Source organism: Aeromonas sp. S8(2024), from assembly GCF_041403085.1.
Classification (GTDB): domain Bacteria; phylum Pseudomonadota; class Gammaproteobacteria; order Enterobacterales; family Aeromonadaceae; genus Aeromonas; species Aeromonas dhakensis.
Genome location: NZ_JBGLRF010000003.1, coordinates 12,605 through 37,786, shown reverse-complemented (window position 1 = coordinate 37,786; position 25,182 = coordinate 12,605). Strand labels below are relative to the sequence as shown.

General features: G+C 60.5%; 28 protein-coding genes, 1 tRNA gene and 1 other RNA gene. 15 read left to right on the top strand and 15 right to left on the bottom strand.

What is annotated here, in order from left to right:
- Window positions 1-138 precede the first annotated feature (138 nt).
- From ACB031_RS09075 to mepA, 8 genes are all read right to left on the bottom strand, one after another.
- Window positions 139-1,014 carry a flagellar motor protein MotB gene (locus ACB031_RS09075; RefSeq protein WP_017787235.1) on the bottom strand — a complete coding sequence of 292 codons (876 nt, stop codon included), beginning with the start codon at window positions 1,012-1,014 and terminating at the stop codon, window positions 139-141.
- Complete coding sequence (locus tag ACB031_RS09070; RefSeq protein WP_005299846.1) at window positions 992-1,750, bottom strand: flagellar motor protein; 759 nt, start codon at window positions 1,748-1,750, stop codon at window positions 992-994. The genes ACB031_RS09075 and ACB031_RS09070 overlap by 23 nt, the downstream gene beginning before the upstream one ends.
- Before the next feature lie 420 nt (window positions 1,751-2,170).
- A non-coding RNA gene (locus ACB031_RS09065) (RtT sRNA) lies at window positions 2,171-2,299 on the bottom strand.
- Window positions 2,300-2,353: 54 nt separating this feature from the next.
- Window positions 2,354-2,441: transfer RNA gene (locus tag ACB031_RS09060), tRNA-Ser, on the bottom strand.
- Between the two features lie 177 nt (window positions 2,442-2,618).
- Entirely contained in the window at window positions 2,619-3,236 is a 618-nt protein-coding gene (locus ACB031_RS09055; protein WP_054545085.1) for a TPM domain-containing protein, read from the bottom strand.
- A 20-nt stretch (window positions 3,237-3,256) separates the two neighbouring features.
- On the bottom strand, window positions 3,257-3,988 hold the full coding sequence (locus ACB031_RS09050) for a YgcG family protein (protein WP_371139417.1): 732 nt from the start codon (window positions 3,986-3,988) through the stop codon (window positions 3,257-3,259).
- On the bottom strand, window positions 3,985-4,590 hold the full coding sequence (locus tag ACB031_RS09045; protein ID WP_371139416.1) for a LemA family protein: 606 nt from the start codon (window positions 4,588-4,590) through the stop codon (window positions 3,985-3,987). The genes ACB031_RS09050 and ACB031_RS09045 overlap by 4 nt, the downstream gene beginning before the upstream one ends.
- A 42-nt stretch (window positions 4,591-4,632) precedes the next feature.
- Complete coding sequence (mepA, locus tag ACB031_RS09040) at window positions 4,633-5,397, bottom strand: penicillin-insensitive murein endopeptidase (RefSeq protein ID WP_371139415.1); 765 nt, start codon at window positions 5,395-5,397, stop codon at window positions 4,633-4,635.
- 166 nt (window positions 5,398-5,563) lie between these two features.
- On the opposite strand from mepA, the gene ACB031_RS09035 reads away from it, so the two are divergent.
- A complete protein-coding gene (locus ACB031_RS09035; protein ID WP_371139414.1) occupies window positions 5,564-6,106 on the top strand; it encodes a hypothetical protein in 543 nt (180 codons plus the stop codon).
- 219 nt (window positions 6,107-6,325) lie between these two features.
- Window positions 6,326-6,604 (top strand): RNA-binding protein, encoded by a 279-nt coding sequence (locus tag ACB031_RS09030; RefSeq protein ID WP_026141388.1) that lies wholly within the window; start codon window positions 6,326-6,328, stop codon window positions 6,602-6,604.
- Between the two features lie 70 nt (window positions 6,605-6,674).
- Here ACB031_RS09030 and ACB031_RS09025 read toward each other — a convergent pair whose 3' ends face one another.
- Complete coding sequence (locus ACB031_RS09025; protein ID WP_005299866.1) at window positions 6,675-7,574, bottom strand: aldo/keto reductase family oxidoreductase; 900 nt, start codon at window positions 7,572-7,574, stop codon at window positions 6,675-6,677.
- Window positions 7,575-7,690: 116 nt separating this feature from the next.
- On the opposite strand from ACB031_RS09025, the gene ACB031_RS09020 reads away from it, so the two are divergent.
- The 3 genes from ACB031_RS09020 to ltaE all read left to right on the top strand — a co-directional run bounded on the left by ACB031_RS09020 (window position 7,691) and on the right by ltaE (window position 9,990).
- Window positions 7,691-8,098 (top strand): helix-turn-helix transcriptional regulator, encoded by a 408-nt coding sequence (locus tag ACB031_RS09020; RefSeq protein ID WP_010634263.1) that lies wholly within the window; start codon window positions 7,691-7,693, stop codon window positions 8,096-8,098.
- Between the two features lie 80 nt (window positions 8,099-8,178).
- Window positions 8,179-8,880: a short-chain dehydrogenase gene (locus ACB031_RS09015; RefSeq protein WP_371139413.1), complete on the top strand. Its 702-nt coding sequence runs from the start codon at window positions 8,179-8,181 to the stop codon at window positions 8,878-8,880.
- A gap of 90 nt (window positions 8,881-8,970) precedes the next feature.
- Window positions 8,971-9,990, top strand: a complete 1,020-nt coding sequence (gene ltaE / locus ACB031_RS09010) for a low-specificity L-threonine aldolase (protein WP_139398367.1) — start codon at window positions 8,971-8,973, stop codon at window positions 9,988-9,990.
- Between the two features lie 60 nt (window positions 9,991-10,050).
- Here ltaE and ACB031_RS09005 read toward each other — a convergent pair whose 3' ends face one another.
- The 4 genes from ACB031_RS09005 to ACB031_RS08990 form a co-directional block, all read right to left on the bottom strand.
- Entirely contained in the window at window positions 10,051-10,482 is a 432-nt protein-coding gene (locus ACB031_RS09005; protein WP_005299876.1) for a PAS domain-containing protein, read from the bottom strand.
- Window positions 10,483-10,490: 8 nt separating this feature from the next.
- Window positions 10,491-11,525: a response regulator gene (locus ACB031_RS09000; protein WP_139432469.1), complete on the bottom strand. Its 1,035-nt coding sequence runs from the start codon at window positions 11,523-11,525 to the stop codon at window positions 10,491-10,493.
- Window positions 11,526-11,579: 54 nt separating this feature from the next.
- On the bottom strand, window positions 11,580-12,518 hold the full coding sequence (locus ACB031_RS08995; protein ID WP_005299884.1) for a LysR family transcriptional regulator: 939 nt from the start codon (window positions 12,516-12,518) through the stop codon (window positions 11,580-11,582).
- 73 nt (window positions 12,519-12,591) lie between these two features.
- Window positions 12,592-13,293: a DUF2982 domain-containing protein gene (locus tag ACB031_RS08990; RefSeq protein WP_005299887.1), complete on the bottom strand. Its 702-nt coding sequence runs from the start codon at window positions 13,291-13,293 to the stop codon at window positions 12,592-12,594.
- A 165-nt stretch (window positions 13,294-13,458) separates the two neighbouring features.
- On the opposite strand from ACB031_RS08990, the gene ACB031_RS08985 reads away from it, so the two are divergent.
- From ACB031_RS08985 to ACB031_RS08970, 4 genes are all read left to right on the top strand, one after another.
- Entirely contained in the window at window positions 13,459-15,396 is a 1,938-nt protein-coding gene (locus ACB031_RS08985; RefSeq protein WP_010634259.1) for a bifunctional diguanylate cyclase/phosphodiesterase, read from the top strand.
- 86 nt (window positions 15,397-15,482) lie between these two features.
- Window positions 15,483-16,208, top strand: coding sequence for an oxygen-insensitive NADPH nitroreductase (gene nfsA / locus ACB031_RS08980; protein WP_042008172.1), 726 nt, complete (start codon window positions 15,483-15,485; stop codon window positions 16,206-16,208).
- Between the two features lie 187 nt (window positions 16,209-16,395).
- Window positions 16,396-17,160, top strand: coding sequence for a hypothetical protein (locus tag ACB031_RS08975; protein ID WP_005299895.1), 765 nt, complete (start codon window positions 16,396-16,398; stop codon window positions 17,158-17,160).
- A complete protein-coding gene (locus tag ACB031_RS08970; RefSeq protein ID WP_206219873.1) occupies window positions 17,154-17,708 on the top strand; it encodes a VOC family protein in 555 nt (184 codons plus the stop codon). The genes ACB031_RS08975 and ACB031_RS08970 overlap by 7 nt, the downstream gene beginning before the upstream one ends.
- A 46-nt stretch (window positions 17,709-17,754) precedes the next feature.
- Here the strand turns inward: ACB031_RS08970 and ACB031_RS08965 are convergent, their stop codons facing one another.
- Window positions 17,755-18,963: an MFS transporter gene (locus ACB031_RS08965; RefSeq protein ID WP_371139412.1), complete on the bottom strand. Its 1,209-nt coding sequence runs from the start codon at window positions 18,961-18,963 to the stop codon at window positions 17,755-17,757.
- A gap of 93 nt (window positions 18,964-19,056) precedes the next feature.
- Here ACB031_RS08965 and ACB031_RS08960 point away from each other — a divergent pair, with 93 nt between their 5' ends.
- Both ACB031_RS08960 and cysB read left to right on the top strand, forming a co-directional pair.
- Window positions 19,057-19,932, top strand: coding sequence for a LysR family transcriptional regulator (locus tag ACB031_RS08960; protein ID WP_139724662.1), 876 nt, complete (start codon window positions 19,057-19,059; stop codon window positions 19,930-19,932).
- A 73-nt stretch (window positions 19,933-20,005) separates the two neighbouring features.
- Window positions 20,006-20,980 (top strand): HTH-type transcriptional regulator CysB, encoded by a 975-nt coding sequence (cysB, locus tag ACB031_RS08955; protein ID WP_010634254.1) that lies wholly within the window; start codon window positions 20,006-20,008, stop codon window positions 20,978-20,980.
- Window positions 20,981-21,058: 78 nt separating this feature from the next.
- Here cysB and ribA read toward each other — a convergent pair whose 3' ends face one another.
- Entirely contained in the window at window positions 21,059-21,652 is a 594-nt protein-coding gene (gene ribA / locus ACB031_RS08950) for a GTP cyclohydrolase II (RefSeq protein WP_010634253.1), read from the bottom strand.
- Between the two features lie 249 nt (window positions 21,653-21,901).
- On the opposite strand from ribA, the gene cmk reads away from it, so the two are divergent.
- The 4 genes from cmk (at window position 21,902) to ACB031_RS08930 (ending at window position 25,179) form a co-directional block, all read left to right on the top strand.
- On the top strand, window positions 21,902-22,594 hold the full coding sequence (gene cmk, locus ACB031_RS08945) for a (d)CMP kinase (RefSeq protein ID WP_010634252.1): 693 nt from the start codon (window positions 21,902-21,904) through the stop codon (window positions 22,592-22,594).
- A gap of 94 nt (window positions 22,595-22,688) precedes the next feature.
- Window positions 22,689-24,359, top strand: a complete 1,671-nt coding sequence (gene rpsA / locus ACB031_RS08940; RefSeq protein ID WP_005299919.1) for a 30S ribosomal protein S1 — start codon at window positions 22,689-22,691, stop codon at window positions 24,357-24,359.
- A gap of 94 nt (window positions 24,360-24,453) precedes the next feature.
- Window positions 24,454-24,738, top strand: coding sequence for an integration host factor subunit beta (gene ihfB / locus ACB031_RS08935; protein WP_005299934.1), 285 nt, complete (start codon window positions 24,454-24,456; stop codon window positions 24,736-24,738).
- Window positions 24,739-24,894: 156 nt separating this feature from the next.
- Complete coding sequence (locus ACB031_RS08930; protein WP_005299936.1) at window positions 24,895-25,179, top strand: LapA family protein; 285 nt, start codon at window positions 24,895-24,897, stop codon at window positions 25,177-25,179.
- Window positions 25,180-25,182 lie beyond the last annotated feature (3 nt).

Below are 25,182 nucleotides of genomic sequence, written 5' to 3'. Positions count from 1 at the left end.
CGTATTTTGCAAGCGGGGTCAATGTTCCTATTTGAGAATCATTTTCACTCGCTTTTGTAATGGGGGGAAAATCGCAGGGCAGTTCGAAAAATAAACTAATCGAGAAAAACAAGACCCCGCCGGGCGGGGTCTGCTGGATCAGGGTTTGAGGACGGGGAGGGACTCTTCGGCGGCCTTGCCCTGGGAGAGGGTGATCTCGACCCGGCGGTTGGCCTGCCGGTGTTCCGGGGTGTCGTTGGGATAGCGGGGCTGGGCATCTGCCACCCCCTGTGCGATGACCCGAGAGGCATCGAGCTTGGGGTTGGTGAGCAGGGTGTGCACGATGGAAGCCGAACGCAGCACCGACAGCTCCCAGTTGCTGCGATAGAGCTCCACCGGCGCCTGGGTGTTGTCGGTGTGGCCTGTGACCACCACCTTGCCCGGGATATCCGCCAGAATGCCGGAGATCTTGTTGACCAGCGGAATGAACTGGGGCTGCAGGAAGGCGGAATCGGCCGGGAACAGCGCCTTCTCACCGATGCGGATCACCAGCTGGCTGCCCAGTTGTTCCACCTCCAGATCCTTGGATTCAATCTGTGCCTTGAGCTGCTGCTCCAGCTTCTTCTTGGTGACCTGCACCCACTCCTGCTCCTGGGTCTTGTGAGGCCAGGACTCCGTCGCGCTCGGCTTCTCAGAGGCGCCTATGGTCTCGTTGAAGGGATCCGAGGCTGCCGTGGGGGCATCTTTCTCCAGCACCGTCTCCTTCTCGGGGCTGCTCGGGGTGGTCTTGGATTCCGGCTCAAGAATGCCGGTCCCCCCTTGCATGACCGGTGAACCCGCAGGTGGGGAGATCAGGCCTATTTTACCCAGCGATTCGATGAAGCCCTGGATCAGTACCCGGGTTTCAGACTGCTTGGCCATCGCAAAGGAGTAGAGCACCACGAACAGGGCGAACAGCAGGGTCATGAAGTCGGCATAGGAGACCAGCCAGCGTTCGTGGTTCTCCGGCGCCTCAGCCTTTTTCTTTTTTGCCACCGTGGCCTCCTAAGTAGGGTTCGAGGGTGACTTGCAGACGTTGTTGGGATTCGCCGTCCACGATGCAGAGGATGCCGGTCAGGGTCATCTCCTTGTAGTGGCGGATCTGGTGGGCAAAGGCTTTGTAGCGGTTGCCGAAGGGCAGGAAGATGAGGTTGGCGGCCGATACCCCGTAGATGGTGGCGATGAAGGCCACCGCAATGGCGCCCCCCAGCTTGTCCGGGGCATCCAGCAGGCCCATGGCGTGAATGAGGCCAAATACCGCCCCCACGATCCCCATGGTCGGGCAATAACCCCCCATGGCCTCATAGAACTTGACGGTCTGCTCGAGATCTTCCTGCTCGAACTCGATCTCGTTCTCCAGCACCTCGTGGATCTTGGTCTTCTCGTAGCCGTCGACCATCATCTGCACCCCCTTTTGCAGGAAGGGGTCCTTGATGTCGTCGATCATCCCTTCCAGGGCCAGCATGCCGCTGCGCCTGGCGTTGCCCGCCAGGTTCTCCAGCAGCTCGGCCTGCTCCTGCATGTCGAGTTTGAGAGGGGTCAGCAACCACTTGAAACGCTTGAGGGTGCTGCCGACAACGGAGAAGGGGAACTGGGTCAGAGCGGCACCGACAGTACCACCGATCACGATGAGGAAGGCGGGCAGATCGAGCAGGGCGCTGGGGTGGCCGCCCTCGATCATGTTGCCGCCCAGAATGGCGATCAATGCCAGAACCAGGCCGATTAAGCTCATTTATTACGCATCCCTGAAGATTGATAATGGCTAGTGTAGCTACTTAAGTATCAGTTTTTCAAAATGATATCCAATCGGTGAGCAATAACGCGCGTCAGCGTCAGCTGCCGCCTGGGAGAGGTGTTTTCCGGATGGAAAGGGGTGTGCCACCAAGGTGGACGTTGCTGCCAGCAGAGGGAATTTGGCGGTGCTGTGGTCTTGCGTCTGAGATGCTTGGCTGCAGAGGCTAGCTGGCAACCAGCCATCAGGCTAGTCGTTCAAATGGGCGGTGAGATCGGTGCGCCATGGAGTGGATCATTGCCAGCAGAACTGCCTGGAGAATAGAGAGTGGCTGCCGGCCTGCTCGACACTGGGTGAGGGGTTCGCTTTCGTCGGAGCCTGAAAGCAAAAAACCGACCATCAGGTCGGTTCTTTAAGATTTGGCGGTGAGGGAGGGATGATTCGCCACTGCGTGGCTCACCCCTTCGGGGCGGCCTGCGGCCGTTCATCGCAGCAAGCTGCTCTGCTCGAACCCGGCGAGGGTTCTCACCCTCCCTCTTCGACATGAGCTGATAATTCTTCCCCAAAGCAAAAAACCGACCATCAGGTCGGTTCTTTAAAATTTGGCGGTGAGGGAGGGATTCGAACCCTCGATACGTTGCCGTATACACACTTTCCAGGCGTGCTCCTTCAGCCACTCGGACACCTCACCAAATTTTGGTCTGTTGTTTAACGTGCTCAGCCAGCACGTCGTTCGTTGCGCCGTTGCGCTGGAACGGGGCGTAATTTAGGGGAAAGGGCTGCCGGGGTCAACCACTTTTCCCCTTATTTTTCATAATCTTTATCGAATGCCTATCCCTTGAACAGAATGCCGGTTTTTTAATCCTGTTCAGGGCTTGTCGAGGATGATCAGACTGTCCGGCAGCTCGTTCTGGTCCCGGGTAGCGGGGAAGGCGTCGGTCAGAATGGCGCTGGTCCGCTCGATGCACTCGAGGAAACCCTGTTCCACCTCCTTGTTGCGCACCCGGCGGGTGAAGTCATCGATGATCTCCTGCCACTGACCGTTGTCGATGTGCTGGGCGATGCCGTCATCCACTAGGATCTCCACGTAGTGCTCGGCCACCGAGACGAAGATCAGCACCCCGAGCCGATCCCGGGTGCGGTGCAGCCCTTGCTCGACAAACTGCAGGCGTGCCATCAGGGCGGCCCTGTGCTGGCGCACCTGTTTCGGGATCAGGTACATCTTGATGGGGGTCCAGTGGAACAGGATGCTCAGTACCAGCCAGACCGACCACTGCACCAGCAGGATCTCGTACCAGCCGAGCCAGAAGCCGAGCTCGAACACCAGCAGCGGTGTCAGCATGGCCAGCAGGGCCGCCCACAGGGTGGGGATGTAGCGATAGCCGTCGCTGGCGGGGGCCAGCACGGTCACCAGCTCGGCATCGGTTGCCTGCTCCGCCTGTTTGACCCTGGCCTGCAACGTGTGAAAGAACTGTTTCGAAATCATGTGTCGTCTCTTAATCCCTGTTACCAACCACCGGAGGCACCGCCGCCACCAAAACTGCCGCCCCCTCCGCTGAAACCACCGCCATCACCAAAGCCGCCGCCGGAGCGACCGGCACCGAAGCCACCGGTGAGGTAAGCTGCACGACGCCGGCCACCTCGACCACCGCCGCCACCGCCACGCAGGTTGTGCAGCACGATCATCACAATCACCATCAGGATGAACAGCCAGGGGCCGCCCAGCTTGTCCTTGCTGGCGTTGTCTACCGGTTTGTACTCGCCCGCCAAGGCCTGCATGATCGCCTGGCTGCCAGCCACCACCCCGGCCACCATGTCGCCGCGTTTGAACGCGGGCAGGATCCGGGTCTGGATGATGTTGGCGGCGATGGCGTCGGGCAGGGCCCCTTCCAGTCCGTAGCCCACTTCGATGCGCACCTTGCGCTCATCCTGGGCGATCAAGAGCAGTACGCCGTTGTCTTTGCCTTTCTGACCGATCCCCCAGTGGCGGCCGAGCTGATAGCCGTACTCTTCGATGGTGTCACCCGCCAGCGTGTCAATAGAGACCACCACCAGCTGGATACCGCTGCGCTTCTCGAACGCCGCCAGCTGCTGGGTGAGCTGGTGGGCCTGCTTGCGGGACATCAGGTTGGCCTCGTCCACCACCCGTCCGCTCAGGGCGGGGAAGGTGGGGGCGGCGGACACCACCGCCGTCCACAGCAGCAGACAGGGCAGCAGGGCACGGATCACGAGGTTCATTGGAAGCTGACCTTGGGCGCCTCATCGGCACCGGACTTGGCGCTGAACGTGGGTTTGGCCTCCAGATCCGAGTAGAGCAGCTTGGACCAGATGACACCCGGGAAGGTGCGGATCTCGGTATTGAACTGGCGCACTGCCTCTATGTAGTCGCGCCGCGCCACCGAGATGCGGTTCTCGGTGCCTTCCAGCTGGGCCTGCAGGGTGAGGAACTGCTGATCGGCCTTGAGCTCGGGATAGCGCTCGACCACCACCATCAAGCGGGAGAGGGCGCCGGAGAGCTGGTTCTGGGCCGCTTCAAACTCCTTGAGCTGGGCTGGATCGCTCACCTGCAGGCTGCCGACCCGGGCTCTGGCATCGGTCACCGCCTTGAGGGTCTCCTGCTCGTGGCTGGCGTAGCCCTTGACGGTGGCCACCAGATTGGGGACCAGATCGGCACGGCGCTGATACTGGTTCTCGACCTGGCCCCAGCTCGCCTTGACCTGCTCATCCAGGGTGGGAATGTTGTTCATGCCGCAACCGGTCAGGCCCAGCAGCAGCGTCAGGGTCAACAGGGCGCGGTTTGCCCGTTGCCAGAGTGAAGTGCCCATCTTGTTGTTCTCCATTGATATTTTTTGCAGATAACGGCTCACCATAGCAGCTTGTGGTCAACCGCCACAACGGGCGGGCAGCCTGGGTTTGTGATAAGCCATCGAAACCTTGGGCAGTTGCGGCTTGTCCTTGAGCCAGGAGGCCAGCTCGGCGCCGCAGCCGTTGCCGGGCGGGATCGGGGTCTGGGGTTGGCAATCCGGGCTGTCGGCCGGGCAGCGCAGGCGCACATGAAAGTGGCTGAAGTGGCCGACCCAGGGACGCAGCTTGCCGACCCAGGGCTCATCGGCCGCCCGTTTGCATACCTCGGCCTTGAGCACAGGGTTGATGAAGATGCGGGCCACCTCGGGCTTGCTGGCCGCCAGGCGCAGCAGATTGAGCTGCTGGGGGCCGAAGCGTCCGGGCTGCACCCGGTAGCTGGGTTCGTCGATCAGCGCCCACTCCTTGGGGGCATCCTGCTCCCAGCGAGAGATGGGTTGGTTGGCCATGCGAAACCAGATGTCGGCATCGAGGCCGGTCTGATGGCTGCGATGGCCGGAGGTGAACGGGCCGCCGCGGGCCATGGCGAGATCGGCGATGTAGAGATCCGGCATGCCGGCCATGCGGGTCTGGTTGGCCAGGGTGGTGAGGTAGGCGATGAGTTCGGGGTGGCCGTAGTAGCGCAGTCGTTTGGTGCGGATCACCTGATAGCCGGGGCCGCTCAGCGGCAGCGCTACTCCATTTTTGAGGCAGCCGGCGGCGTAGCCGCCAATGGCCTCGGCCTGGCGGGGGTGAGGTTCGGCAAGAAAGGCACTGGCCATGAAAAGCAGGGTGGTGGCAAGCATGAGACTCCCGACAAGCGTGCAAATGGACTCAGATGGAGGGAATCATATCAAGAGTGCGGCGAAGCCGTCATCCAGCTGGCGGCACGGGTTGCATCCTGCGGGGCGGCTCGCGCACAATGCGCGACAAAAATGGCGCGCCCAAGCGTCTATGAATAAGGAGAGATGAATGAAGGTCAGTGAGCTGGTGAACAAAACGGGGCTGGTCTGGCTGATGCCCCCCGCCCGCCGTTTCTATCCGGTGATGGCGGTTTTGCTGCTGGCGAGCCTGCTCACCGTGCTGGCCGCCATCGGTCTGGGTTACCCACAGATGGGGCTGCTGCCCTGGGTCGGGCTGGTGTTCGGCGGTATCGTACTGCTGATGATGGTGCTGCCTCGCAGCTGGCAGCGCTGGCGGCTGGCGGAGCTGGCTTGGGACGAGACCCACCTCTATCTGCTCAATGGCAGCAACGATCAGGCGCTGGCGCTGCCCAGGGCGGCATTGGTCGGGGTCGAGCGGGATCGCAAGGTGGGCCACGATGGCCAGTGGCTGGCCTTCAGTCTGGATCTGGCGCTCGATGAAGAGCAACTGGCCGCCGCCACCGCGCTGATGGGACTCGGCCGCGAGGGAACCCACGCCGTGGCGCCCGGCATCTACCGTTTCGGCTTTAAGCGGGCCTGGCATGGCCGGCGTACGCTGCAGGGGCTGCTGGACACCCTGCTCCCCATATGAGCTGACTATTTTCTCGACAATCCTTGCCAAAGCTCAGATACTGCCAGTGACTCGAATTGATCTTGTCCGCTCTGTTCGCCCAACAGATCAATGAGTTGAGTAAACGGAGCGGGGAAGTGCCCGGACACGACGTCCCGGCAGGTCCGGCATGGGGGGTGTGCCCTTACCTTTGTGTTGGTGATTGGATAGAGAAGGCACCTTGAATCGAGAGTGGATGGCATGAAGATTTACGTAGGTAATCTGTCGTACCGGATGACGGCCGACGAACTGAAAAGCGTGTTCAGCCAATTTGGGCAGGTAGACAAGGTCGATATCATCATCGATCGCGATACCGGTCAGTCCAAGGGGTTTGGCTTCATTGAAATGCCTGTCAATGGCGAGGCTGAAAAAGCCATCGCCGGTTTGCATGGCACCGAGATTGGTGGCCGTACCATTACGGTCAACCAGGCCAAACCGAAGACAGATGCACCACGTGGTCGCCCCCAGCGTCATCGCTGAGCAGCCTCGATAACGCAAAACGGCATGGGTTTCCCCCATGCCGTTTTTGTTTGCGCCCTTGGCCGGTTCGTCAGGGCACGTCGTAACCGAGCGCCGCCTTGCGGATGCGGAACCACTGCTGGCGGCTGAGGACGATGGACTGGGAGGCCACGGCGGCGGCGATCCGCTCCCGCTTGCCGGAGCCTATCAGCGGCAGTGGCTGGCTTGGCAGCATCATGACCCAGGCATAGACCACCTGCTCGATCTGCTCGGCGCCCACCTCATGGCGGATCTGCTCGAGCTCGGCGCGCAGCGGGGCATATTCGGGGGCCTGGAACAGGCGTCCCCCCCCGAGGCAGGACCAGGCCATCGGCTTGATGCGCAGCTGCTGGCACTGATCCAGGGTGCCGTCCAGGGTGGTGCTCTGATTGAGCGGCGAGATCTCCAGCTGGTTGGTCACCAGCGGGAAGGGCAGGCGTGACTGCAGCAGCTCGAACTGGCGGGCTGTGAAGTTGGAAACGCCGGCATGCTTGATCTTGCCCGCCTGCTTGAGGGTGATGAAGGCGTCGGCTACCTCGTCGGCATCCATCAGGGGATCCGGGCGGTGGATCAGCAGCAGATCCAGGTGATCGGTGCCGAGCTTTTGCAGAGAGGCCTCGGCGCTGGCGATGATGTGCGCCTTGCCGGTGTTGTAGTGATTCAGCGCGTGTTCCGGCTTGGCGGTGAGGGCGATGCCGCACTTGCTGACGATCTCCATCCGGTTGCGCAGGGAGGGGTCAAGGCGCAGCGCCTCGCCGAAGGCCTGCTCGCACTGGTAGCCGCCATAGATGTCGGCGTGATCGATGGTGGTGACCCCCAGATCCAGGTGGTACTTCATCAGATCCAGCAGGGCGCTCGGGGAGAGCTGCCACTCCATCAGGCGCCAGTAGCCCATGATGAGACGGGAGAAGGTCGGGCCCTCGGGATGGAGGGGGAGGCGAGATACGGACATGGAGGCTCCTTGGCTCATAAGGGTAAAAAGATGCTGCCCGCATCTTGGTCTCTTCTGGTGGGCAAGGCAATAATGCGGCTTCTGTTAATTCGAACTTTGGTTCTGAGGGAGAGGAAATGGACGGTTTTGCCGAACGCTTGCAGAGCTTGATCGGAACGGGCAGCGTCAGCGCCTTTGCCCGCAAGGTGGGGTTGAGCGAGGCTCTGATCCGCAAATATCTGAAGGGTGCTGAACCCGGGCTTGGCAAGGCGAACCAGATTGCCATGGCCGCCAACTGCTCGCTGGAGTGGCTCGCCACCGGCTGTGGCTACCTCTATCGGCAGGCGGAGGTGGTGGATCGGGAAGCCCTGGAGGCGGCCGGCAGCCTGTTGCAGGAGCAGAAGCCCGGATTGTCGCTGCCGGAAGCAGACGCGCAGGTGATCCTGCTCGCCTATTACCAGTTCTTGCGCAGCCACAAGCAGGCTGACGGGTTTCTCGATCTGGCGCGGGCCCGCGAATTTGGCAGGCACCTGCATGAGGCATAAGCCCGGATGGGGATGGCCCGGCTACGGACGGGGATTATTCTGATACCCTCTAAACAGATGAGGGCAGCGGGGAGAGGGCGATGGGCTATCTGATCTTGGGCAGCGGCGGCTTGGGCACGGCACTGGTACATGAGTTGTCCGCTCGCGGCGAGGAGCTGGTGCTGGCCGGTCGGCAACTGCCAAAAGGGGTGGATCCCGCCTGTTATTTCCCGCTGCAGGAGGTGGACGCCCTCTCCTTCGATGCCCTGTTCACCCTCTATGACACGGCGGCGTTGCCGAGCGTGGTGATCAACACCATAGGTCTGCTGCACGACATCAACTTCATGCCGGAGCGGCGGGTGGAGGAGGTCAACCCCAGGTGGCTGTGCGACAGCCTGCTGGCCAATGCCTGGCCGCACCTGGCTCTGGCCGCCTGCCTGAGCCGGCGCATGACGCCGGATGCCCGCCTCTGGCTCTGCACTCTCTCCGATCTGGCCGGCAGTCTCGGGGCCAACGAGACGGGCAGCCGTTACAGCTACCGGATGAGCAAGGCGGCGCTTAACATGGGGGCGAAAACGCTGGCCCACGAGTGGCGCGAACGCTTTCCCGCCGCCGGGGTGATCACCGTCCATCCCGGGCTGATGGATACCCCCATGAATCAACCCTTCCTGCATGAGCTGGCGACCGAGACCCTGCAGGATCCGGCGCTGGTGGCGCCGCGTCTGCTTGATCTTCTCAACCAGTTGTCGCCGGCCCAGTCCGGCAGCTTCCTCGACTTGCAGGGCCAGCTGCTACCCTGGTAAGCCGTCACCGGCTTCACATTCCGGAAACGGTCCGCTTGCCAAGCCAGCCATGGCTGGCTAACGTCATGCTCCAGCTTCAGGAGGGATGTCATGCGCTATATCGATTTACGAAGTGATACGGTCACCCAGCCCACGGATGCCATGCGCCAGAGCATGCTGCATGCCGAGGTGGGGGATGATGTCTACGGGGAAGATCCCGGCGTCAATGCACTGGAGGCCCGCGGGGCCGAGCTGCTGGGCAAGGAGGCCGCGCTGTTTGTCCCCTCCGGCACCATGTCCAACCTGTTGGCGGTGATGAGCCACTGTCAGCGCGGGGAGGGGGCCATCGTGGGCCAAGGGGCCCACATCTATCGTTATGAAGCTCAGGGGAGCGCCGTGCTGGGCTCGGTCGCACTGCAGGCGGTGCCCATGCAGGCTGACGGTTCGCTGGCGGTGGCCGATGTGGCCGCGGCCATCGCCCCTGACGATGCCCATTTTGTGCAGACCCGGCTGGTCTGCCTCGAAAACACCCACAATGGCAAGGTGCTGCCGCTTCACTACCTGCAGGCGATGCGCGAGTTCGTCGACGAGCGCGGGCTGCAGCTGCATCTGGACGGGGCGCGTCTGTTCAACGCCGCCGTGGCGAGCGGTCACGGGGTACACGAACTGGCTGCTCCCTTTGACAGCATCTCCATCTGCCTCTCCAAGGGGCTGGGGGCACCGGTGGGATCGCTGCTGGTGGGCTCTCGCGCCTTCATTGCCCGCGCCAGACGGCTGCGCAAGATGCTGGGGGGCGGCATGCGTCAGGCGGGGATCCTGGCCCAGGCCGGTCTGTTTGCCCTCGAACAGCACGTCGCCCGCCTGGCGGACGATCACCGCCGGGCCAGACGCCTGGCCGAGGGGTTGGCTGCCTTGCCCGGCATCACCCTGGATCTGGCCCAGGTGCAGACCAACATGGTCTTCCTGCAGCTGGCAAAAGAGCAGAGCGGCCCCCTGCTTGCCTTCATGAAGGAGCGGGGGATCCTCTTCTCCGGTTACGGCGAGATGCGGCTGGTGACCCATCTGCAGATCACCGATGACGACATCGACGAGGTGATCGACGCCTTCACCGAGTACCTCGGGGCCCGCTGAGCGCCTCACCACAAAACAGGGCGCCAAGGCGCCCTGTTTTCATTGTGCTGCAAAGAGTCTTCATGCCTGGCGCTGGCCGCTCATCAGCATGGCCTCGTCGGTGGCGTCGTAGATCATCACGGCGATGTGGGTTACCTGACCGCCAAAATCGGCCAGCGGCACCAGGGTCAGGTTCTGGAACATATGGGGCGCTGAGCCCGTGATGGGGCGGTAGTTGGAGAAGCGCAGCAGATAGGGTTTCTGCTCCCAGGTGCTGAAGGCGCGGTTGTTGAGCTTGAACACCATGTTGGCCTTGCGTTCGAACCAGGCGCGATCCACGTCGGGGAAGAGATCGAACAGCACGCCATCGCGCACCTCGCCGGCCAGCCGGCCGCTGTGGCTCTCCATGAAGCCGTTCCACACCTGTACCCTGTACTCCTTGTCGAGCACGACCAGCCCCACGTCCAGGTTCTGGACTATGTTCATCAGCCAATGAAATTCACGGATTTCCATGGTCACTCCTAGAGCATGTGCATGATTTTGTTGTTCATGGTGGCGATGGAATCTTCGGTAAACAGCAGCAGCAGATCGCACTGCACCGCGTAATCCTGGACCCGGTAGTTGATCTCGATGGCCAGCGTGCGGCGCCAGCGACTCTTGTTGGTGTTGATGAGCTCGTTGATGGGCCTGTGCTGGCCGAGCACCACGGGATGACCCTGACTGAAGGGGGTATCGAGCTGGCTGGCGTAGCCGCGCAGGAAGGCGCCGATCAGCACGTTGGCGGTGTCCATCAAGAGCTCCAGCTCGGCGTTGCGATCGAGCGTGCCCTGATGGTTCATCAGCCGGGCCAGATCCTTGAAGCTGGAGTCGTGAAACAGGATCAGCGCCTCGCCGGCGATGCCGGCGCCGATGAAACCCTGGCAGACGGCGGAGAGGGTATCCGAGTCGGCGGCGGCCGAGAGGGCCATGTGCAGCTCGGACACCTCCAGCACGTTGACGTTGGGGATGGGCAGCACCACGAAGGCGTTGAGCAGGCGGGCCAGCAGGTCGGCGGCCTGACCCATGGAGACGTTGGCGAGCTCCTGATAGGCATCGCGCACTTCGGGGCTGATCTTGATGCCGGTATCGACGCTGCCGGCATCGACCTGCGCCTGAGCTGCGGGGCTGGCGGCTTCCGGTACGGCGCTGCCCTTGGCCTGCCACAGATCATGCTGCTTCAACAGGGCGCTGAGGGTCTCCGGGGCGGCCGGTTTCTTGATGAAGTCGAGCGCCCCCAGCCCCATCACCCGCTGATAGGCTTCCGGCTGGATGTCGCCTGAGACCACGATCACCTTGTTGCGCAGCCCTTCGCGCTTGAGGGTCTCCAGTACGCCGTAGCCGTCCATCTCCGGCATGGTCAGATCCAGAAAGATCAGATCCCCATGCCCCATCAGAACCTGCTCTATCCCTTCCAGCCCGTTGGCGGCGTAGTGGAGCGTCACGTCCCAGTCGGCGGGGAGGGCGCGGGCCAGCTGTTTACGGGCGAATCCTGAGTCATCACATATCAATACATTCATAGTGTTAGGCCGGCCTAGTCAACGAGGATTGCTATAAGTGTGGCCCGCCAACGGTCAGATGCAATGAGACAGGCTGGTCGCCGGTGAAAATTGGTTGTCCCACTGCAGGCTCCGGTAGCGCGCTGAATATTTTTCAACAAAATCAGCGAACATCTTAACACGCAACGGGGCAAACTGAGGCTGGCAACGCAACATGTAGAAGGGGCGGTTGCCGGTTTTCCAGTCGGGCAGCACCGCGACCAGCTGCTCATCCTGCAGGAAGGGGTGTACGTAGTGGAGCGGGGCGTTGACGATCCCCAGGTGCCGTCTGGCCGCGCGAACGGCGGCCTGGGTCTGGTTGACGGTGAGTCTGGCGGCCCGCTTGATCTGCACCGTCTGCTCCTCCCGGTCGGTCAGTTGCCAGTGCTGATGGGGCCAGCAGTAGATGAGCGCATGCTCCTCCAGCTGGCCCGGATGGGAGGGGGTGCCCATCTTCTCCAGATAGAGGGGGGAGGCAAACAGGCCGTATTCGATGTGACCGAGGCAGAGCGCATTGGGCAGGGACTGGGGGAGCTCGCCGTTGAAAAACACCAGATCCCTATCGTTGTCGAACAGGTGTTGATGATCGTTGGTCTGGGTGATGTCGAACTGCACCTCGGGGTAGCGCAGGCCAAAGTCCGCCAGCATGTCGACCAGGATGGTGTTGGAGAGGGCGATGGGGGCCGCCAGGCGAATTACGCCGTTGAGGTCGGCCTCTTTGCCCTGGATCTCGCCGGTGGCCTGCTCGATTTCACCGAGCGGAGTGCACAGGCGCTCGTAGTAGCGCAGTCCTTCATCGGTCAGGCGGAGTTTGCGGGTGGATCTGTGTAGCAAGGAGCAGCCGAGCTGCTCTTCCAGCTGAGAAATACGTCGACTGATGGTGCCGGTGGGCATGCCCAGTGCGGCGGCCGCGTGGGAGAAGCCTCCCTCTTGTACCACCTTGACGAACAGATAGAACTCTTCGATGTACTTCATAAGCGGTGTTCTGGGTGTAACAAGGCAGTGACCTTAAGAAGTGCGGCCAGCCTTGGCAAGCTCAATCCGGCGTTTAATTGATCTGGATTAGATTCGACTCTCGCTGATACTGGTGCAAAAGTCGGACAAATTCGGCCGGATCCCGGTCCAGACTGTTGTCCGGCACCAGCAGATCGTAGCCGAGCAGATCGCGCAGCCGGGTCATGCGGTTGGCCAGCATGGCGATCACCCCCTCATAGCGTTGACCGGAGGGGGAGCGAAAGTGACTCTCCTCCAGCAAGCCTTCCCCCTGAAAGGGGTCGCCGCAGCCCCCGCCGATGCATTCGGGTTGCTCACTGCGCAGTGCCTGCAACAGGACGCCACGCTGCTCGGTCAGCAGGCGCACTGCCAATCTGGGTGTGATCAATGTCAAAAAATCGTCGTAATCTTTGATCTTCAAACCTATGTAGGGCAGGGGGACCAGATCCCAGCCCAGATGAATGCGTGGCTGGTCGATTCGCTGAATATTTCTCCATTTCAGGATCCAACCGCCGTATTTGTGGTGATATTGCAGACAATCGTGACAGAGCGACAGGCTGAAATGGGGCTCGACCAGCTTCAATGAGCCGATAAAGATCATCATCAGACCCGCCAACAGGCCGGAGACTGGGGGGATTAGTGGTTGTTCACCGAGTAAAAAAAGTATAAAAATCATAGCAATGCTTACTATGATGCCCAACAATACCAACGTGAGTCCGTTTTTCCTGACCATGGGTTTCACATGTAGCGTTTTCATATGAAGTCAGCCCCTTGCGCATGCTTGTTTCCATTATGGGCTGGATCCGATTTTGTACCAGCATCGGTTGCCCGGGAGGGCTCTCCGCCGCTGGGTTTCCCAGTGATCACATACCATGAATCACCATATTAGATGAATACGCTAGACGAACGGTTATTGAACGGGATGGATGTGTTGCATACCCCAATCTGGGTGTATGACATCCGGCATCACCATATCTATTGGGCCAATCGCGCCGCCTTGAACGTGTGGGAAGCCAGCTCGCTGGACGAACTGCAGTCGCGCGATTTCTCGGCCGACATGGCACAGGCCATCGATCTGCTGTTGCAGCGCTACCTCGGGGACTTTCAGCAGGGGCGCAGCTACAGCGAGTGGTGGACCCTCTCCCCAAAGGGGGTAAAGAAACAGGTTTATTTGCGCCTCTCCGGTATCCAGCTGGCGGGGCGGCTGATGATGATGACCGAGGCGGTCATCGATGCCGACACCCTCTATCAGGAGTCCTCCCTCGCCACCGGCGATACCCTGGCCTGCCTGTTTGACAACCTGGGCCGCCTCGAGAGCGGCAATCACCACTTCGAGATGTGCTTCGGTGATGAGGTACATCACCTCTCCCAGCTCTTCTCCGGCAATGACGACGCCTTCTATCAGAAGCTCTCCCGGCTCGATGAAGTGGTGGCAGAGGGGGAGTGCCGCACCCTCAAGGGGATGCGCTGGTTTCAGTACCAGTTTCGTCACATCCAGCAGGGGGCCCAGATCCTGCTCACCATGCGTGACATCACCGACCGCAAGCTGGAGGAGCTGGAGCATCGCCACCTGGCCTGGCACGACTCGCTGACCGGCCTGCTCAATCGCTATGGCTTGATGAAATCGCTGGAAGCCTATTGCGGGCTGGGCGGGCGTTTCGCCCTGGTGTTCATGGACCTGGACAACTTCAAGCTGGTCAACGACAACTACGGCCACAAGGCTGGTGACCGGCTGCTGGAGCGGGTCGCCGGCCGGCTCAAGCAGATCTGTCCGCGCGATGTGGAGCTGGCCCGGCTCGGTGGCGACGAATTTACCGCGCTGGTGCCGCTCAGCCACTCCAGCGATCGGGCGCAGGAGGTGGCCGACCTCATGCTTTCCCAGATGACCAAGCCGTTGCAGCTGAGCGGGGTGCCCGAGGTGACCATCGGCGGCAGCATCGGCATCGCCATCTATCCGGATGATGCGGACGACGGCGACAACCTCATCACCCGCGCCGACATGGCCATGTATCAGGCCAAGCAGATGGGGCGGCTGCGCTGGCAGCGTTTCACCCCCAGCATGCAGCAGACCCTGCATCGCAAGCTGACCCTGAAGCAGTTCCTGGCCAAGGCCATCGGGCGGGGGGAGCTGAGCCTCTGCTACCAACCCCAGGTGGATGTGGCAAAAGGCAGGTTGCTCGGGTATGAGGCGCTGCTGCGCTGGCACAATCCCGTATTGGGCCATGTCTCGCCGGTGGAATTCATCCCGCTGGCGGAAGAGATGGGGCTCATCCGCGAGATAGGTGGCTGGGTGTTGTCGACGGCGCTGGCCCAGATGGCCCACTGGCAGAAGGAGTGGCGGGTGAGCGTGCCGGTGTCGGTCAATCTCTCCGGCTTTCAGCTCTCGTCCTCCCTGCCGGAGCTGGTGGCCCAGCAGCTCAAGGAGTTTGGCGTGGATGCCGGCCTGCTCACGCTGGAGCTGACCGAGACGGTATTGATGCTGGACATGAAGGGGTGCATCGAGATCCTCGATGGCCTGAGCGAGCAAGGGATCAAGATTGCCATCGACGATTTCGGTACCGGCTACTCGTCGCTGGCCTATCTCAACCGGCTGCCCATCGACACCATCAAGCTGGATCGCTCCTTCGTGGTGGGGCTCAACCTGCCGGTGATCCGGGCCACCGTCGCCATGGCCACCAGCCTGGGCCTTGGCATCATGGCCGAAGGGGTGGAGGACGAACACGAACTGGCCGCCCTGCGCACCCAGGGCTGCCACGTGTTTCAGGGATTCTTGTTCAGCAAGCCGATGTCGGTGGCGCAGGTGGAAGAGAGCGGCTTCGTGGTCAGCTGCAAGGCGGGCAACTATCCGCTGGCCGGTTAGCCGGTCGTGCTGTGACGCGAGCGCGGGGGGCCTTGGGCCCCCCGCTGTTTTTGGGTAGAGTGTGGGCTTCTTCATATGGAGGCAACATGAACCCGACTCTCGACCTTATTCTTGCCCATCGCTCCATTCGTCAATTCACCGCCGACCCCATCAGCGAGGCCCAGCTCGACCAGATCCTGAGTGCGGCACAGGCCGCCTCCAGCTCCAGCTTTCTGCAGGCCAACAGCATCATCCGGGTGACCGACAAGGCCCTGCGCAGCCAGCTTGCCGAACTGGCGGGGCATCAAGCCTATGTAGCCCAGGCGGCCGAGTTCCTGCTCTTTTGCGCCGATTATCATCGCCACTGCGAGGTGGTACCGGATGCCCAGACCGGCTTTGTCGAGCAGTTGCTGATCGGCGCCATCGACGGCGCTCTGATGGCCCAGAATGCCCTGCTGGCAGCCCAATCCATGGGGCTTGGCGGTGTCTACATCGGCGGGATCCGCAACAACCCGGCTGCGGTGAGTGAGGCGGTGGGTCTGCCGCATCAGGTGATCCCGCTGTTCGGGCTCTGTCTCGGCCATCCGGCTCAGGCGCCTGAGCAAAAACCCCGCTTGCCCCGCGCTCTGGTGGTGCATGAAAATCGCTATCAGGCCGAACTGGATCGGGAGCTGCTTGCCAGCTATGACCGGCAGATCGAGGCTTATTACCAGTCCCGCAGCAGCAACAACAAGCAGCAGAGCTGGAGCGGCCAGATCCGGGGCATTCTTGGCAAGGAGGCGCGGCCCTTCATGCAGGATTTCCTGCGATCCCGGGGCTTCAGCCTCAAGTAATGAGCCTGATGGGCGATACTAAGGGGTAATGGCGGTGTCGCCAGCGCCGCGTGATCCCGGTTTTCCCCCGTTTTTACGCCCACCTTGCGGCATAAATCGGGGGCAAGCCTTGCGGTGCGGACTACCTTAACTAGGTAAGCTGTTGTAGGATCACGCAATTGAATTGGGACAGGAGTTTGGACTTCCTATGATTTTAACCTTGGTATTGCTGTCTATTGGCGCACTCCTGTTTCTGGTCATCGCCTATAACGTGATGCAGCAATATAAGCAGAAGGCAGAGGCCGACAAGCGTCACGCCATCGCCCGCTACAAGTCGGTGGTGGATGAAACCGAAGAGATGCTGCTCAACGTCAACCTGGTGCCCTTCTCCAAGAACATAGTGCTGCTGTTGCAGCACAGGATCCTCGATGCCTATCGCGCCATCGCCCTGGTGATGCCCAATGCCCAGATCAAGCAGCGCATTGTCGACGTGCAGACCCAGATCAAGAACGTGCAGGAGAACTACAGCAGCCAGGATGAGGGGCATTTCAAGACCCCCGAATCGGATCGTCAGGCCATCCAGATGTTGCAGCTGGTCAAGAAGATGCGGGCCGTGCTGCGGGTCGAGCACAACAAGGGCAAGATAGATCCGCAGGGCTTTGCCCAGGAGGATCGCCGCCTCGAGCTGATGCAGCTCAAGGTCAACATCGCCAACCTGGTGAAGCGGGCCATGGATGCCCAGATCCAGGGGCAATACGGCACCTGTCGCCAGCTCTACACCAAGGGGCTCTCCGCCCTGGCCAGCGTCGCGGATAAAGATCCCTACCTGATGGCGCGGGAAGAGGACATGCGCCAGGGGCTGGCTGGACTCGACGCCCATCTGCAAGAGCACAGCGAAAAAGAGCTGCAAAACATCAAGGACAAAGAGGCGGACGAACTGGACGTCTTGTTCCAACCCAAGAAGAAATGGTGATCATGTCACATCCACTCGATACCACACTGGGGCCGATGGCCCCATTTGTTTGCCAGCTGTTGACCGAGCTGGACGCACTTGCCATCCATCCCGCCGCCATCGAGGTCGACCACCTCTGCTATCGGGCCGCCACACTGGTGGAGTACCTGACCCTGAAGGGGCTGCTGGCAACCCATGGCGACCTGCTGGTGGAGGGGATGATCGGCGGACGGCCCATCGCCACCTACCGCCTGCATCAACCAGTGCCCCATGCCCATGGCAGCGTGCCCTGCATCGAGCTGGCGGCGCCCAAACCCGGTCGCAGCCATCAGGCCGGGCTGGAACATATCGAGCTGGTGGTGCCTTCGCTGGATGCCTTGCTGGCTGCCCATCCCGAGGTGGCCTTCAAGACCGGCAACCTGAATGATGAACGCAATCCCGATGTGGCGGTGATGTTGGCCTCTGGGCAGATCAAATTTCATCTGCGCACCTTGGCCGAGGTGATCGAAGAAGAGGTGGCGAGCGGCGCCGTGGTGCCGGTGCCTGCCGGGTACTACGACCAGGCTTGATGAGACGGGGCCGCTTGACCGGCCCCGTTTAATAGCCGAGATAGCATCAAGGATGGCAGATGCGGGGGCGGGCGGGGCGTCCCTTCAAGTGGCCGAGCCAGAGGCTCAATCCCGCCGTGACCGCCAGTACCAGTTCGATGCCGAGCACCAATCCCCCGAGTCCTCCCTGCTCCCAGAAGGGGTGAAGATAAAGTCCACCCAGACTGGCCCCCAGATAGTAACCCACCAGATAGAGCGATGAGGCAAGCGCTCGGTTGTGCTCCACGTGCTGGCCGACCCAGGCGCTGGCACAGGCGTGGGCCAGAAAAAAGCCGAAACTCGAGATGAGCAGGCCGGACAGGATGGCCCCGAGCGAGCCACACAGCAGCAGGGCGCTGCCGAACGCCATCAGGGCTATGCCGATCAGCAGCAGACGCTGTGCCCCCCAGCGATGGGCACCGCGCCCGCTGAGGGAGGAGGCCACCGTCCCCGACAGATAGGTCAGAAACAACATGCCGAGCCACTGGGTCGGCAAGGAGAAGGGGGGGCTGGCCAGCAGGAAGGTGAGGTAGCTGTATTGGTTCAGAAACACCATGAAGTTGAGGCCGCCGATGAGGTAGGCCCCCACCAGCAGCGGGTTGCCGAGGTGGCTGGCGATGGTTTGGCGAAACTGGCCCGGCTTGGCGATGACGGGCACGAAGCGGGTCTGGGCCGGCAGCAGCCAGATGACGAGGGGCAGCAGCGCCAGGCTGATGAGGCCGATGCCGAGAAAGGTGTGTTGCCAGTCGCCAAACCAGCCGGCCAGCAGACCGCCGACCACCCGACCGGCGATACCCCCCAGCGAGTTGGCGGCTATGTAGACGCCGACGGCGGAGAGCAGGGCCCGCTTGCTGAACTCTTCCCCCATGTAGGCGATGGCGGTGGCGGGCAGCCCTGCCAGCAGCACCCCCTGCAGGATCCGCAACAGCAACAGCTGTTCAAACTGGCTGACCAGGCTGATGAGCAGGGAGATCAGGATGGCACAGGCCAGGCTCCACAACATGATCCGGCGCCGGCCGAAGCGATCCGCCAGCCGGGCGCAGACGAGCAGCGAGATAGCGAGCCCTGCGGTGCAGCCGGCCAGAGTCCAGCCGGCCGACAGCGAGCTGACGGAAAATACCTCGGCCAGCAGCGGCAGCAGGGGGTGGGTTTGATAGAGATTGAGAAACACCAGGAAGGAGCCCAGGCTGAGAGCCAGGGTGGCGCGGATCCATTCACGACTACCGACTTCGATCATATGCAATTGTCCTGACAGCTTTGTTGCAGGTTAGTGCGCGCCAGAACATAAATATAATATATTTCAGTTATCCATCTGATAAACCAAATTGATATGGACCTCAAACAGCTCACCTATCTGCTGGCGGTGCGGGATGCCGGCTCCTTTACCAAGGCGGCCAACGGGCTGCACGTGGCACAGCCCGCCATCAGCATGGCCATCGCCAAGCTGGAGCAACAGCTCGATCTGCGCCTGTTCGACCGCCAGGATCGCAACGTGCGGCTCACCCCGGAAGGGGAGGTGCTCTGCCGCCATGCCGAGCGCCTGCTGCGCCAGATGCACCAGGCCGAGGCCGAGATGGCCGAACTCAAGGGACTGGAGCGCGGAGAAGTGCGCATCGGCATCCCCTACATGATGGGCTCCTATTACTTCCCGCCGATCCTGATGGCCTTCAAGCACCGCTACCCCGGCCTCAAGATCCGGGTGGAGGAGGCGGGTACCCGCGAGCTGTTGAGCCGGATGGTGGACGGTTCGCTGGATCTCGCCATCCTCATCACCAGCGATCTGCCGCCGGCGCTGGAAGGGGCCCAGCTGCTACGTGAAGAGATGCTGGTGGTGGTGGGGGAGGAGCATCCGCTGCGTCAGGCCAGGAGTGTGTCGCTGAGCGAGTTTTTCAGTCAGGAGCTGGCGATGTTTCGCCGCGGTTTCTATCACCGCGAGCACATGGAAGCGCTGGCTCAGGGACTGGGCTGCGAGCCCGACATCGCCTTTGAGAGCAATCTCATCCCGCTGCTCAAGGCGGTGGTAAAGCAGGGTTTTGCGGTGACCACCTTCTTGCGGATGGCGCTGGACGAAGAGCCGGCCCTGACCGGGATCCCGTTCGCGCCCCCGATCTTTCTCGATCTCTGCGTGGCGTGGCGGCGGGGGGATCCGCTCTCCATGGCCAACCGGGCTTTGCGGGATTTTCTGCTGGCGCAGGCACAGCCATAAATGGCCAAGAAGGAAAGGCTATCAGGCAAAAGTTTGTTAGTATTAGTTCAAGTCGCCTTTAGAGCCTAACATCATGAAACTCCAACAATTGCGTTATATCGTTGAGGTTGCCAACCACAGACTGAACGTGTCGGCAACGGCAGAGAGTCTCTATACCTCTCAGCCAGGGATCAGCAAGCAGGTGCGCATGCTGGAAGATGAGCTGGGGATCCAGATTTTCGAGCGCAGCGGCAAACACCTGACCCAGATCACCCCGGCTGGACGGGACGTGATCAAGATTGCCAACGAGATCCTGGGCAAGGTGGAGAGCATCAAGTCGGTGGCGAGTCAGCACACTCACCCCGAACAGGGCACGCTCCATATCGCGACGACCCACACCCAGGCCCGTTATGCACTGCCTGACGTGATAAAAGGCTTCATCAAGCGCTTTCCCAAGGTCTCCCTGCACATGCATCAGGGCACGCCGACCCAGATCAGCGAAGCCGTGGTCAAGGGACAGGCCGACTTTGCCATCGCCACCGAGGCGCTGCACCTGTACGAAGATCTCATCATGCTGCCCTGCTATCACTGGAACCGCAGCGTGATCGTCCCCAAGGGCCACCCGCTGACCCAGGTCGGCAAGCTCTCCATTGCCGACATCGCCCGCTTCCCGCTGGTGACCTATGTGTTCGGCTTTACCGGCCGCTCCGAGCTCGATACTGCCTTCAACCGGGCCGGTTTCGAGCCCAACATCGTCTTCACCGCCACCGATGCGGACGTGATCAAGACCTATGTCCGGCTGGGGGTGGGGATCGGCGTGATGGCGACCATGGCGCTGGATCCCCAGGTCGATACCGATCTGGTGGCGCTCGATGCCAGCCACCTGTTTGCCCACAGCACCACCAAGATCGGCTTTCGCAAGGGCTCCTTCCTGCGTACCTACATGTATGACTTCATGACCCGTTTTGCCCCGCATCTGACCCGGGACGTGGTGGAGCGTGCCATCGCGCTGCGCTCCAGCGATGACGTGGATGCCATGTTTGCCGATATCGAGCTGCCCATCCGCTAGCGCCGCGGCGATACGAGAGCAACAAAAAACGCCTCCCGATGGGAGGCGTTTTTCATGGCAACGAGCGGCGAGGCGGGATCACTTCTTGAACATGTGATCCAGCTTGTTGGCCTTGGTCGAGAGGTAGAACTCGTTGTGGGGATTGCGCCCTTCCTGCAGGGGCACCCGCTCCGCCACCGGAATGCCGAAGGATTCCATCGCCTTCATCTTGCGCGGGTTGTTGGTCATCAGCTTGAGGGATTTCACCTCCAGCTGCTTGAGCATGTCGGCGCAGATGGTGTAGTCGCGCATGTCGGCGGCAAAGCCGAGCGCTACGTTGGCTTCAACGGTGTCGGCGCCCTGATCCTGCAGATGATAGGCCCGGATCTTGTTGAGCAGACCGATGCCACGTCCTTCCTGACGCACGTACAGCAAGACGCCACGGCCTGCCTTGGCGATGTTTTCCAGTGCGGCCTGCAGCTGGAAGCCGCAGTCGCAACGCAGACTGAACAGGGCATCGCCGGTCAGGCATTCGGAGTGAATTCGGCCCAGCACCGGCTCATCACCCGTGATATCGCCCATCACCAGCGCGGCGTGATCCTTGCCGGTGCCGGTTTCCTGAAAGCCGACCAGCGTGAAGGTGCCCCAAGGGGTTGGCAACTTGGATTTGGCCACGAGGGTAACGCTGCTCATAGGTTGCTCCTTACTACAGCTGCTTAAAAAAGGGCGGCCAGTTTAGCGCGCCTTGTCCGGAACAACCATAAGAACAAAACCTTGCACTGTTTAATGGCTTGCCCCGTTGTACACAAAGAGGACAGTTGCGACCGGTTTTGCGCAATTGTGTGTGCTGGCGACTGCCAGGCTCGGCACATTTGGGTATAATCGGCGCCCATTACCCCATCCCTTCCGGGATGTGTGCAACAAGTGTGCAGGAGAGACGTTATGCCGCAGATGGCCCCCGTGATGACAATTGATGGCCCAAGTGGTGCCGGCAAGGGCACCCTGTGCCAGTTGCTGGCTGAAAAACTGGGTTGGCACCTGCTCGACTCCGGCGCCATCTACCGGGTGCTGGCCCTGGCGGCCTTGCATCACGATGTCGAGCTCGATTCAGAAGCCGCGCTGGTTCCCCTGGCAGCCAATCTGGACGTGCAGTTCCAGGTCGATGCCGAGCAGGTGAAGGTTGTGCTGGAAGGGGAGGATGTTTCCCGTACCATTCGTACCGAGGAAGTGGGCAATGCCGCGAGCAAGATTGCCGCCTTCCCGCGGGTGCGCGAAGCTTTGCTGCGCCGTCAGCGCGCTTTTCGCCAGGCCCCCGGCCTCATCGCCGACGGTCGCGACATGGGCACAGTGGTTTTCCCCGAGGCGGAAGTGAAGATTTTCCTCGACGCCAGCGCCGAAGAACGGGCGGCTCGCCGCTATAAGCAGTTGCAAGATAAGGGCTTTGATGTTAACTTTGAGCGTCTTTTAACCGAGATTCGGGAGCGTGACGATCGCGACAGAAATCGCGCCGTTGCTCCCCTGAAACCGGCAGAAGATGCTCTCGTGGTGGATTCAACCGCCATGTCCATAGACGAAGTGCTGGCAACGGTGCTCGCCTATGCGGAGCAACAACTCGGCGATGCCAGCGCAAGCTGACATCCGGTCGTCTGCACCATGGATGGCGCAGATTATTTAAAACAACCCCGCTTGTGCTGGATGACAAGTGGATGTTTCATTTGTGACATAAACAATGATCGAATCTTTTGCTCAACTCTTTGAAGAGTCCCTGAATGCCGTTGAAACCCGTCAAGGTTCCATCGTCAAGGGTACTGTCGTTGCTATCGAAAATGGTTTCGTACTGGTTGACGCCGGTCTGAAATCCGAGTCCGCTATCCCGGCTGAAGAATTCAAGAACGCCATGGGCGAGCTGGAAATCAACGTAGGCGACTCCGTTGACGTGGCTCTGGACTCTATCGAAGATGGTTTCGGCGAAACCAAGCTGTCCCGCGAAAAAGCCAAGCGCCACGAAGCCTGGCTGCAGCTTGAAAAAGCTTACGAAGAGCAAGCTACCGTTATCGGTATCATCAACGGCAAGGTCAAGGGTGGTTTCACCGTTGAACTGAACGGCATCCGTGCCTTCCTGCCGGGTTCTCTGGTTGACGTGCGTCCGATCCGTGACACCGCTCACCTGGAAAACAAAGAACTCGAGTTCAAAGTCATCAAGCTGGACCAGAAGCGCAACAACGTTGTTGTTTCCCGTCGTGCCGTGATCGAGACCGAGAACACCTCCGAGCGCGAAAGCCTGCTGGCTAACCTGCAAGAAGGTCAAGAAGTTAAGGGTATCGTCAAGAACCTGACCGACTACGGTGCATTCGTAGATCTGGGCGGTGTTGACGGTCTGCTGCACATCACCGACATGGCGTGGAAGCGCGTTAAGCATCCTTCCGAAATCGTCAACGTTGGCGACGAGATCGCAGTCAAGGTTCTGAAGTTCGACCGCGAGCGTACCCGTGTATCCCTGGGTCTGAAGCAGCTGGGCGAAGATCCCTGGGTTGCTATCGCCAAGCGTTACCCGGAGACCACCCGTCTGTCTGGCCGCGTAACCAACCTGACCGACTACGGCTGCTTCGTTGAAATCGAAGAAGGCGTTGAAGGCCTGGTACACGTATCCGAGATGGATTGGACCAACAAGAACATCCACCCGTCCAAGGTTGTTAACGTTGGCGACGTGGTTGACGTGATGGTTCTGGACATCGACGAAGAGCGTCGTCGTATCTCCCTGGGTCTGAAGCAGTGCAAATCCAACCCGTGGCAGCTGTTTGCCGAAACCCACGCCAAGGGCGACCGTGTTTCCGGCAAGATCAAGTCCATCACTGACTTCGGTATCTTCATCGGTCTGGACGGCGGCATCGACGGCCTGGTTCACCTGTCTGACATCTCCTGGAACAACCAGGGTGAAGAAGCAGTTCGTGAATTCAAGAAAGGCGACGAAATCGAAGCCGTTGTTCTGCAAGTTGACCCGGAGCGTGAGCGCATCTCCCTGGGCGTCAAGCAGATCGAAGAAGACCCGTTCAATAAGTACCTGTCTGACAACAAGAAAGGTGCTATTGTGAAGGGTAAGGTTACCGAGGTTGATGCCAAGGGTGCCGTGATCGAACTGGCTGATGGCGTAGAAGGCTACCTGCGTGCCTCCGACGCTGCTCGTGACCGCGTAGAAGACGCCACTCTGGTGCTGTCTGTTGGTGACGAAGTTGAAGCTAAATTCATGGGCGTTGATCGCAAGAACCGCACCGTGAGCCTGTCTGTCCGCGCCAAGGACGAGGCTGACGAGCGTGTTGCCATCGACAACCTGAACCAACAAGAAGAAGTTGTGTTCAGCAATGCCATGGCTGAAGCGTTCAAAGCCGCCAAGGGTGAATAATCCTTGATGCAAGAAAAGGGCGGCGTGTCACGCCGCCCTTTTTTATCTTGGCGTAATGAATATTGCATGTGATCGGGGAAGGAGATTTAACGTTATGACCAAATCAGATCTCATCGAACAATTGGCTGCCAGCCGCATGCATATGCCGGCCAAAGATGTCGAAGCCGCCATCAAGGAGATCCTTGAGCAGATGGCGTCGACTTTGCAAAACGGCGACCGGATTGAAATCCGCGGATTTGGAAGTTTTTCACTGCACTATCGTGCACCCCGTGTGGGCCGCAACCCCAAGACCGGGGACAAGGTTGAATTGACCGGGAAATATGTTCCGCATTTCAAGCCCGGCAAAGAGTTACGCGAGCGCGTGAACATCATCGAATAATGCAGAAAATGGCATACCTGGGTATGCCTTTTTTGTTTTTACGGTTTCTATTGTGGCAATTGTCCGGTTTTGCCAAGTCTTTTCCCATTCGCTCTAGAGTCTGCCGGTGATTTTAAGGATAATCAGCCTCTCATTAGCTACTGACAGGGAGCTCCTATGAAGCGTATCTTGGCCCTCATTCCACTGGTGCTGGTGTTTATCCTGACGCTGGCCATCGGTTCGCAAAATGGCCAGCTGGTGCAGTTCAATTATCTGATTGCCCAAGGGGAGTTCTCGCTCTCCATGTTGCTGGGATTCTTCTTTGGTGGTGGCTTCCTGCTGGGCTGGCTGGTCTTCGGTTTGCTGTTCTTGCGCCTCAAGATGCAAAATCGCACCCTCAATCGCACCATGCGCCGTCAATCCCGTGAATTGGAGCTGGCCCGAACGGCTGCCAAGGAATAATGT